Source organism: Cellulosimicrobium cellulans (assembly GCF_001722485.1).
GTDB lineage: Bacteria > Actinomycetota > Actinomycetes > Actinomycetales > Cellulomonadaceae > Cellulosimicrobium > Cellulosimicrobium cellulans_A.
This window is the reverse complement of the sequence record NZ_LWGL01000124.1, coordinates 1-9,824: the sequence shown is the minus strand read 5'-3', so window position 1 is coordinate 9,824 and position 9,824 is coordinate 1. Positions and strand designations below refer to the sequence as shown.

Annotated in this window: 11 protein-coding genes; 2 read left to right on the top strand and 9 right to left on the bottom strand. The window is 74.2% G+C overall.

The genetic code is table 11. The annotated features are described in order from the left end of the window. Nucleotides 1–202: 202 nt before the first annotated feature. The 7 genes from JZ5iCDA_RS12830 to JZ5iCDA_RS12800 all read right to left on the bottom strand — a co-directional run bounded on the left by JZ5iCDA_RS12830 (nt 203) and on the right by JZ5iCDA_RS12800 (nt 4,992). Nucleotides 203–628: a hypothetical protein gene (locus JZ5iCDA_RS12830; RefSeq protein ID WP_069387533.1), complete on the bottom strand. Its 426-nt coding sequence runs from the start codon at nt 626–628 to the stop codon at nt 203–205. Between the two features lie 74 nt (nt 629–702). Then, entirely contained in the window at nt 703–1,188 is a 486-nt protein-coding gene (locus JZ5iCDA_RS12825; protein WP_069387532.1) for a TadE/TadG family type IV pilus assembly protein, read from the bottom strand. Further along, entirely contained in the window at nt 1,185–1,559 is a 375-nt protein-coding gene (locus tag JZ5iCDA_RS12820; RefSeq protein ID WP_069387536.1) for a TadE/TadG family type IV pilus assembly protein, read from the bottom strand. Before JZ5iCDA_RS12820 ends, JZ5iCDA_RS12825 begins: the two co-directional genes overlap by 4 nt. A gap of 13 nt (nt 1,560–1,572) precedes the next feature. Further along, entirely contained in the window at nt 1,573–1,791 is a 219-nt protein-coding gene (locus tag JZ5iCDA_RS12815; RefSeq protein ID WP_069387531.1) for a hypothetical protein, read from the bottom strand. A 114-nt stretch (nt 1,792–1,905) separates the two neighbouring features. Next, complete coding sequence (locus JZ5iCDA_RS12810) at nt 1,906–2,847, bottom strand: type II secretion system F family protein (RefSeq protein ID WP_069387530.1); 942 nt, start codon at nt 2,845–2,847, stop codon at nt 1,906–1,908. Further along, the gene (locus JZ5iCDA_RS12805) at nt 2,844–3,704 is read right to left on the bottom strand and encodes a type II secretion system F family protein (protein WP_069387529.1); all 861 of its coding nucleotides are present in this window, start codon (nt 3,702–3,704) and stop codon (nt 2,844–2,846) included. The genes JZ5iCDA_RS12810 and JZ5iCDA_RS12805 overlap by 4 nt, the downstream gene beginning before the upstream one ends. A 1-nt stretch (nt 3,705) precedes the next feature. Further along, nucleotides 3,706–4,992, bottom strand: coding sequence for a CpaF family protein (locus tag JZ5iCDA_RS12800; protein WP_069387528.1), 1,287 nt, complete (start codon nt 4,990–4,992; stop codon nt 3,706–3,708). A 175-nt stretch (nt 4,993–5,167) separates the two neighbouring features. Here JZ5iCDA_RS12800 and JZ5iCDA_RS12795 point away from each other — a divergent pair, with 175 nt between their 5' ends. Beyond that, nucleotides 5,168–6,397 carry a pyridoxal phosphate-dependent aminotransferase gene (locus JZ5iCDA_RS12795; RefSeq protein WP_069387527.1) on the top strand — a complete coding sequence of 410 codons (1,230 nt, stop codon included), beginning with the start codon at nt 5,168–5,170 and terminating at the stop codon, nt 6,395–6,397. A 3-nt stretch (nt 6,398–6,400) separates the two neighbouring features. On the opposite strand, the gene JZ5iCDA_RS12790 is transcribed toward JZ5iCDA_RS12795, so the two are convergent. Continuing rightward, complete coding sequence (locus tag JZ5iCDA_RS12790) at nt 6,401–7,726, bottom strand: LCP family glycopolymer transferase (protein ID WP_253182084.1); 1,326 nt, start codon at nt 7,724–7,726, stop codon at nt 6,401–6,403. A gap of 114 nt (nt 7,727–7,840) precedes the next feature. Continuing rightward, a complete protein-coding gene (locus tag JZ5iCDA_RS12785; protein WP_069387534.1) occupies nt 7,841–9,076 on the bottom strand; it encodes a multidrug effflux MFS transporter in 1,236 nt (411 codons plus the stop codon). A gap of 128 nt (nt 9,077–9,204) precedes the next feature. Between JZ5iCDA_RS12785 and JZ5iCDA_RS12780 the strand changes: the two genes are divergently transcribed. Beyond that, the coding region (locus JZ5iCDA_RS12780) for an SOS response-associated peptidase (RefSeq protein WP_069387526.1) at nt 9,205–9,824 on the top strand (620 nt) is incomplete at its 3' end.

Here is a 9,824-nt window from a genome sequence, read left to right as displayed (position 1 = left end):
TCGTGCGTTCATGTTGTAGCTCTCCATCGTTGGAGTTGTTGTCGGACCGGATCACCATAGCGGCGAACCATGCGGGAGCCCAGAGATGCGCGTGAAGTGGTCAACCACTGTTAAGGAAGTGAACGAACCGTCCATGGATCGTCCATTGCCCCGTTGCGTACAGTCCTCTCTCCGTCGTTCGTCGTCGAACAGCGTCGACGGTTCACCACGCTCGCGCGCGTGCTTCCGCACGGATGATGATGCCATCACTCCAGAGCTGCGTCACCCAGCTGACCATGGCGGGTCGCGCGAGCGCTGTCAGGGAGACCTCCGCGGTCCGCCCGTCCGGGGTCGACGCCTCGACCACCCGCACCTCGTGCAGGCCGGCGAGCGCGTCGGGGTGTTCGCGCAGGTGGTCCCCCACCTCGGCCTGGATCTCGCCGTCCGTGAGAGTGAGCACCGCGCCGTCCGTGGGCCGCTCCGCCGCGCCCGTGTAGAACGTCTCGTGCGACATCGAGTCGGCGGCCGTCAGAGCGAGCGCGTCGGCCAGGTCGAACAGGCGCTTGCGCTCGAGGTGGATCTGCGTCGCACTCACCACCACGGTGACGAGCAGCAGGGCGAACGCGACGAACGCCGAGGTGAGCAGCATGATCTGACCGCTCTCGCGGTCGACGGCCGGATCCGGATCCTGGGAGCCCGTTGCGGCGGGCGTCCTCCGCGCGCTCACGGTCGCCGCGCCGCGTACTCGTCGACCGCGGCGACGTACCGCGACTCGACCGGGACGGACAGGGGCACGACGTCGCGCACGAAGGCAGGGACGAACGGGAGCGGCACGTCGAGCCGCACGTGCGCCGCGACCTCGCTGCCCGGCTGCAGACACGGGGTCGTGGAGCAACCCAGCGAGAGCGCGTCGGCGGCATCGGTCCCGCCGAAGCCCTGGTCGTCGAGCGCGATCGCGACGGCCGCACCCGCGCGCCGGCCGGCCTCGGCGCTCGACGGCGCCGTCACGAACGCGCGCGCCGCCTCTCGCGCCGCGCCCTCCACCGCGAAGGTGCCGGCCTGCACGCGCCCCACGGTGAGCACGAGGTAGAGCAGCGGCAGGAGGAGCACGAGCGCCACCCCGAGGAACTCCACGACGGCGTTGCCTCGCTCCCCCGCACCGACGAGCCGCGCACGGATTCGGCGCACCACCTCACGCAGCGCGCTCATGCGCCCTCCTCGAGAGCGTGCCCGTCCACGGTCACGACGCCGGACGGGCCGAGCAGCCCGACGACGGGCAGCGGCGCGGAGACCGTCACCTCGACCACCGGGAGGCCGTCCACGGTGGTCTGCCGCGCCACGACGTCCTGCGAGTACCGGGAGGACAGCGACGCCGCGATGAGGTCACGCGTCCGGGCGACGCCGTCGGCGGGCCCGCGGTCGGCGCGGCCGGCGACGCGCGCCCCTTCTGCGGCGCAGTCGATGAGCGTCGACCGGACGTGCACGGCGAGCGCGACCTGCACGACGCCGAGGAACAGCACGAGCACGAGGACGGACACGAGCGTGAAGTCCACGACGGCGGACCCCCGCTCGTCCTCCATCGACGCGCGCACGTCAGGGGCCGCTGACGCTGCTGATCGCGTCGCTGAAGGCGGCGGTGAGCGCGGGGCCCGCGACGGCCCACAGCGCGATGACGAGTCCCGCCGTCATCAGGGTGATGAGCACCCACCCCGGCACGTCGCCGCGCTCGGTGCCGTCTCCCGACAACCGTCGCACCACCGCCGAGCCGACCGCCCGCACCGTGCCGGCCGTCCTGCTGAGCCGCTCTCGCATGTCTCCTCCTTCTGTCGCACGCCCGCTGGGTCGTGCCGTCCGACGCCACGTCTCGTCCCGTCGACGTGGCGCGCTCTCGTCCTTCGAGCTCGTGTGCTTGCGTGGTCGGGCCGGTCAGAACCCGATCCGCAGGGTCGCGACCGACGGGAAGACGGCGAACACGACCGTCACCGGCAGGATGAGGAACACCACCGGGACCATCATGAGGACCTCCTTCCGGCCGCCGGACTCCATGAGGGCGCGACGACCCGACTCGCGCACGTCCTGGGCCTGGGCGCGCAGCACCTCGGCGAGCGGTGTCCCACGCTCGACCGCGACGGCGACACCCTCCGCGAAGCGGGTCAGGCTCGGCAACGACGTCCGGTCCGCGAGCTGCTCGAGGGCGCGCGTCAGAGGCGTCCCGGCACGGACGGAGGCGAGCGTCGTCGCGAGCTCGGCGGAGAGCTCGCCGCGGGCCGTCGACGCGACACGTTCGAGCGCTGCGACAGGCCCCTCCCCGGCGCCCACCGCGAGCGCGAGCAGCTCGGCCACGGTCGGGAACTCCGCGAGCATCCGCTCCTCGCGCCGCCGGACCGCACGGGCCAGGTGCTGGTCGCACGCGAGCACCCCGCCGACGCCGCACAGGAGGGCGAGCAGGACGAGCGCGACGACCGACGACCCGCGCGTCGCGGCCAGGACGACGGCCAGGAGGGTGCCGGCCGCCAGGCCGAGCACTCCCCACACGAGCTGGCGCGCCCGGAACTGGTCGACGCTCTCCGCGCGCCCGGCGCGGTCGAGCCGTCGCCGGAGCTCGCCCCGCGTGGAGCCGAACCGGTCGAGCGCGCGCCCGGCGTCGGCGACCCACGGCGCGACGAGGCGTTCGATCGTCGGGAACGGCGTGTGCACCGGCTGGTCGCGCAGCAGGGCCGACGTCGCGTCGTGCCGGCGCAGGTACGGCGCGAGGCGTTCGTCCAGCCGGATCACCCGGCCGCGCACGCCCGCGACGACGAGCAGGACGCCCACACCGCACAGCGCGCCGGCGACGGCGCCCACCCAGGAGACCTCGAGACCGGTCATCGCAGCACCCTCTCGTCCTCGGGGAGCCGGCCGATGCGCAGCATGAGCTGGTAGGCCACGACGGTGCACGCCGCCCCGCCCGCGAGGACGAGCGCGCCCGTGACCGTGTTGTACGCCGCCGCGGTCTCCGGCCGCGTCGCCAGGAACGCGAGCACCGCCCACGGACCGGCCACCGCGAGCCGCGCCCCGTTGACCGTCCACGACTGCCGCGCCTCGAGCTCTCCGCGCGTGCGGGCGTCCTCGCGCAGGAAGCTGGACAGCGTGCGCAGGAGCCGGCCGAGGTCCGTGCCGCCGACGTCGCGCGTCAGGCGCAGCGCCTCGACGATGCGGTCCGCGACGGGGTCCGCCAGGCGCTCCTTGAGGGCGTCGAGGCAGTCGCCGAAGCGCCCGCTCGCCCGGTAGTCCTGCGCGAAGCGCCGGAACGGGTCGCGCAGCTCGAGCGGACCGCGGTCGCCCAGCTGGCCGACCGCCTCGGGCAGGGACAGCCCGGCCCGGACGCCCGACGCGAGGTGGTCCACGACCTCGGGCCAGACGTCGCGCAGCCGCGCGCGCCGACGCCTCGCGCGCGCCCGGACCAGCATCGCGGGGGCGGAGGCGGCGATGAGCGCGAAGCACGCGGCGATCGTCACGGAGCGCATGAGGACACCCGCGACGAGCAGGACGGCCACCCCGACCCCGACGCTGGTGCCCACGAGGGCGCCCGGCGTGACCGACGGCGCGCCCGCCTGGACGAGGAGGTCCTGCGTGCGGGCGGCCCATCCGTCGGGGCGTCGGGGACGACGTGCCCCCGGCTCCCAGAAGGACCACCAGACGCAGAACAGGCCGGCCCCCAGCAGGAGGCCCACGACCACGCCCACGTCAGCGCACCCCCGACCACGCGGCGTCGGGCGCGGCACGCCGTTCGTGCCGTCCGTCCGGCCGGAGCAGCGCCGCCAGGTCGATGCCGGCCCGAGCGAAGCGGTCGGCTGCGGGCGGGTAGCCGTCGGCCCGGACGAGGTCGCCCCCGGCACGGACGAACAGGTCGGCCGTCTCGACGACGCCCTCCTCCACCCGGCCGGGGACGCCGACGATCTCCCGCACGTGACGGCGCCCGTCGACGTCGACCCCCAGGTGCACGACCAGGTCGACGGCCGCCGCGACCGTCGGCACGACGAACCGGTCGGAGACGTTCTCGCCCGCGAGCAGCGGGAGCGTGCACATCTTCGCGAGCGCCTCGCGCGCCGAGTTGGCGTGGATCGTGCACATGCCGGGAACTCCGGCGTTCAACGCGATGAGGAGGTCGAAGCTCTCCGCCTCGCGGACCTCGCCGATGACGATGCGGTCGGGGCGCATGCGCAGCGCCTCCTTGACGAGCCGCCGCAGCGGGATCTCGCCGGTCCCCTCGAGGCTCGGCTGGCGGCACTGCATCGACACGATGTCACGCACGGCGAACCGCAGCTCGAACACCTCCTCGCACGTGATGACGCGCTGCGTCGCGGGGATCGACCCGGCGAGGGCGTTGAGCATCGTCGTCTTGCCCGCCTGCGTCGCACCGGCGACGAGGATGTTGAGCCCGGCGCGCACGGCGGCGTCGAGGAACGCGGCGGCGTGCGGCGCCAGCGAGCCGAGACGCACGAGGTCGTCGAGGTGCGACGCCCGGACGACGTGCTTGCGGATGTTGACGGCGAAGCTGTCCCGGGTGACGTCGGGGATGACGACGTGGAGCCGCTCACCGCCGGGAAGCGCCGCGTCGACGAACGGGCTGGACAGGTCGAGGCGCCTGCCGGACGACCGGAGCATCTGCTCGACCAGGTCGCGCACCTGCTGCGCCGTGAGGATCGTCGTCGTGAGCTCGGACTCCCCGCCGCGCGCGACGAACACCTGCTGCGGGCTGTTGATCCAGATCTCCTCGACCGCCGGGTCGTCGAGGTACTGCTGCAGCGGGCCCAGACCCGCGACGGCGTCGACCACGGCGCGGCCGGCGGCCACCGGGTCGGCCAGCGGCGCGACGGCCCCGATGGCGCTGCGCGTCTCGTAGTCGGCGACGGCCTCGCGCACGAGGCGGTCGATCCCGGCCCGGTCGCGCGCCGGGTCGACACCGCGACGGCGGACGAGCTCGCGCACCTCGCTCTCGAGCACGGCGATCCCGTGCGCGTCGACGGACATCCGCGCGTCTACCCCGCTCCCGTATGACGTGTGACCAGCACTGTCGTGCCTGGATATGGACGAACAGCGCCCGAGCGTAGGGCATCGGAGCCCTGCTGCAGAACACTGCTTGTGGACAACCCCGTCCGGTCCGAGCGATCGCGGCGGCGTCGGGGCCCGCCGGTAGGGTCGGCGCATGGCACCGCAGACCGGTCCGCTCCCGCCCGGCCGCTGGCAGGACGCCGCGCGCGCGACCGGCCTGCTCTCCCCCGACGGCACGGTCGCGTCGACGATCTTCGCCGAGATGACGGACCTCGCCCGCCGCACGGGCGCCATCAACCTCGGGCAGGGCTTCCCCGACGTCGACGGGCCGGCCGCCGTCAAGCACGCGGCGCAGCGCGCGATCGAGGACGGGCACAACCAGTACCCGCCCGGGCCGGGGATCCTCGAGCTGCGCAACGCGGTCGCGGCGCACCAGTTCCGCCACTACGGGCTCGACCCCGACCCGGAGACCGAGGTGCTCGTCACCACCGGCGCCACCGAGGCGCTGGCCGCGACGCTGCTCGCGCTCGCCGGACCGGGCGACGACGTCGTGACGCTCGAGCCGTTCTACGACTCCCACGCGGCCGGCATCGCGCTCGCCGGCGCCCGCCACGTCACCGTCCCGCTCGTCCCGGGCCGCGACCGCTTCCGCCTCGACGTCGACGCGCTGCGCGCCGCGGTCACCGACCGCACGCGGATCATCCTCGTCAACTCGCCGCACAACCCGACCGGCACGGTCCTCACGCTCGACGAGCTCGACGCGATCGCCGCCGTCGCGCGTCGCCACGACGCCGTCGTCGTCACCGACGAGGTCTACGAGCACCTGACGTTCGACGACACCGCGCACGTCCCGATCGCGACGCTCCCCGGCATGCGCGAGCGCACGATCACCATCTCCTCGGCCGGCAAGACGTTCTCGTTCACCGGCTGGAAGGTCGGCTGGCTCCACGGTCCCGCGCCGCTCGTCACGGCCGTGCGCACGGTCAAGCAGTTCCTCACCTACACGTCGGGCGCGCCGTTCCAGCCCGCCGTCGCCGACGCCCTGTCCGACGACGAGACGCCGCGCGCCCTCGCCGACTCGCTCGCCGCGCGCCGGGACCTGCTGTGCTCAGGCCTCGTCGCGGCTGGGTTCGACGTCGTCGTGCCGCAGGGCACCTACTTCGTCGTGGCCGACGGCGCCCCGCTCGGCCACGACGACGGCGTCGCCCTGTGCCGCGCGCTGCCCGAGCGCGCGGGCGTCGTCGGTGTCCCGGTGAGCGCGTTCTGCACGCCCGGATCCGCGACGTCGCGCGCCCTCGCGTCCCGCGTGCGGTTCACGTTCGTCAAGCGCGAGGACGTGCTGCACGACGCCGTCGAGCGCCTCGGCCGGCTGCGTCGCCCCTGACGGTCAGCCGCAGACGCCGGGCAGCAAGGTCGGCGTCGGCTCGGGAGCCGGCTCGCCCGTCCCGGGGTCCGTCGTGCCGGGGTCGGTCGCACCCGTGCCGCCGTCGGCGGGCGGGGCGGTGTCCTCCGGGGGCGCCGCACCGTCGGCCGGCTGTCCCGCGTCCGGCGCACCGGCGTCGGGTGCGGTCGCGTCGTCGCGCGGGTCCGCCGGGGCCTCGTGGCCGGGCGGCGGCTGGTCCGTGGCGATGCGCTCCCAGATCGCGTCGGCCTCCGACGTCCACACGACGCGGTTCGGGTCGCTCGGCGCCGGCGCCACCGGGAGCTGCGTGAACACGACCTCCGACGGATTGATGTTCCGCAGGCTGAACGCGAGGCCGGCGAGCGCCGTCGGGTCGGCGATCGAGGGGTCCGCGCTGATGGAGCCGAGCACGGCCTGGATGACGCCGTAGAGCTGCGGGGAGTTCGTGATGAGGTTCTTCCCGAGGATCTCGCGGATCATCGAGTCGATGAACGCCTGCTGGCGGGCGATGCGCGTGAGGTCGCTGCCCATGTCGAGGCCCATGCCCGTGCCGTGGCGGGCCCGGAGGAAGTCGATCGACTCGCGGCCGGAGAGCGTGTACTCCCCCGCGGGCAGGTCGAGGTTCCCGTAGCGCGGGTTCTCCTTCACCGGCTCGGGGAAGCACATGGTGACTCCGCCGACGGCGTCGACCACCCCGATGACGCCGGTCATCTTCACGACGACGTGGTTGGTGATCGGGACGCCGGTGAGCTCCTGCACGGCGGTGATGGTGCACGCGGCGGCGTGGTCGATGTCGTCGACGCCGCCGGAGCCGGTCTCGAAGGCGGAGTTGAACATCGCGCTGCGCCGCGGGGACGACATCGACCCGTCCGGGAGCTTGCACGCCGGGAGCGCGACGAGCGAGTCGCGAGGGATGGACACGACCTCCATGCGCGTGCGGTCGCCCGACACGTGCGCGACGAACGTCGTGTCGGACCGCATGCCCGGCTCCTCGCCGGCGATCGCGGCGTTCTCGGCGTCGCGGTAGTCGGTCCCCATGACGAGGATGTTCAGCGCGCGGCCGGCGAACGGGTCGTCGGGGTCCTTCGGCGGCTCCGCCACGGGCCCGCCGACGACGAGGTCGGACACGTCGCTCACGGTGATCTGCGACTTGAGGTCGAGGTACACCGCGCCGGCGGCGACGGCGACGAAGCTTAGGGCGCCGGTGAGGAGCATGCCGACCACCCGCGCGACGCCGTGCGAGGCGAGCCGGCGCGCGTGGTGGGGACCGCCCGCGGGACGCTTCGCGGACGGCTGTCGGGTCGATGGCACCCACGCAGGGTAGAGGGTCCACGCGGAGACGTCCGTACGACGCCACGCCGAACTCGTGAAGGCCGCGCGAAGATCACCTCGCGGACCGTCCTCGCACGGACGCCGCGGGCGGCGTCAGACCGGCGTGTGCCAGCCGCCCTTGCGGAACGCCGGCGTGGCGAGGCCGAGCACGAGGAGCGACGTCACGACGGCGCCGAGCATGACGCCGGACATCGCGACCGCGTCGCCGCCGAAGAAGCCGACGAGCGGGCTCACGAGCCCGGCGACACCGGACTGGAAGGCCCCGATGACGGCGGCCGCCGTGCCGGCGATCTCCCCGTGGCGCGTGAGGGCGAGCGCCGACGCGTTCGCCGGGATGAGGCCCTGCAGGGCCAGCACGAGCCAGAGGGCGACGAGGAGGCCGACGAGTCCGCCCGCTCCGGTCACGGCGACGACGACGAGCCCCGTGGCGAACACGCCCTGCACGACGAGCGCGGTGCGCAGGAGCCGGATCGGCGCGACGCGCCGCACGAGCGCCGCGTTCGCCTGCGCCGAGACGACGAGACCGATGCCGTTGATCGCGAACAGGAGCGCGAACTGGCCGTGGCTGAGGTCGTAGCCCTCCTGGAGCACGAACGGCGACCCGACGACGTAGCTCATGAGGACGGCCTGGCCGAGCCCGGGCAGGACGGCGAGGGCCACGAAGTGGCGGTCGCGCAGCAGGCTCCCGTACCCGCGCAGGATCGTCCGGGCCCCCGCGGGGCGGCGGCGCTCGACCGGCAGGGACTCGGGCATCCAGCGGAGCACGATCGCGCCGAGCACGACGCCCGCCGCGGCGAGGACCCAGAACACCGCGCGCCACGTGGAGTGCGCGCCGATGAACGAGCCGAACGTCGGCGCGAGGAGCGGCGCGAGCCCGATGACGAGCATGAGCCGGGAGAGGATGCGCGCGGCGTCGGAGCCGGTGAAGCGGTCACGGATCGCGGCGATGGCGACGACCGACGCGGACGCGTTGAAGAAGCCCTGGAGGACGCGGAGCGCGACGAGGAGGCCGATGTTCGGCGCGAGCGCGCAGAGCAGCGACGTCACGACGTGCAGCGACAGGCCGACGACCACGGGCAGGCGTCGCCCGTAGCGGTCCGACAGCGGCCCGATGACGAGCTGGCCGACCGCGCCGCCGACGAGCATGCCGGACAGCGTGAGCTGCGCGAGCGAGTCGGGGGCGCCGAGCTCCGCCCCCACCTCGGGCAGGAGCGGCAGGTACATGTCGACCGTCAGCGCGGGCAACGTCGCGAGCGCACCGAGCAGGAGCACCCACTTGGCCGACGACCGCGTCCTGGGCATGGCTGTGTCGACCGAGGGTGTGGGCATGACGCCCATCGTAACGATTCGACATCGAAAACCGTCGCCCCGGGCGACGTGATCCGCCTCTCGTCGCCCGGCCGCGAGGCAGACGGCGCGGCGCGCCGCGTGTGGGCGGCGTGCGGCACGCTGGAGGCATGTGCGGACGCTACGCCTCCTTCCGGGACGCCCAGGACCTCGCGGACGAGTTCGCGGTCGCGGAGATCGCCGACGACGCCCGCCTGCTCCCGCCGTCGTGGAACCTCGCGCCGACCGACCCGGTGCGGATCGTCGTCGAGCGCGCGGCGAAGGACACGGGCGAGGTGCGGCGCTCCCTGCGCGTCGCGCGCTGGGGGCTCGTGCCGTCCTGGTCGAAGAGCCCCGCGGGCGGCGCCCGCATGATCAACGCGCGGGCGGAGTCCGTCCTCGACAAGCCCGCGTTCGCCAAGCCGTTCGGGGTCCGGCGGTGCCTCGTCCCGGCGGACGGGTACTACGAGTGGCGCCCGCTGCTAGACGGCGCGTCACCCGCGGGCGACGGGGGCCGGCCGCGCCGTGGGAAGACGCCCAAGCAGCCGTACTACATCGCTCCGCAGGACGGGCGCAGCGCCGCGTTCGCCGGGCTGTACGAGTTCTGGCGCGACCCGGCGAAGGCCGACGACGACCCGGCCCGCTGGCTCGTCTCGACGACGATCATCACGACCGACGCGGCCCCCGACCTCGCCGAGATCCACGACCGGATGCCGCTCGCGCTGCCGGCCGACGCGTGGGACGCGTGGCT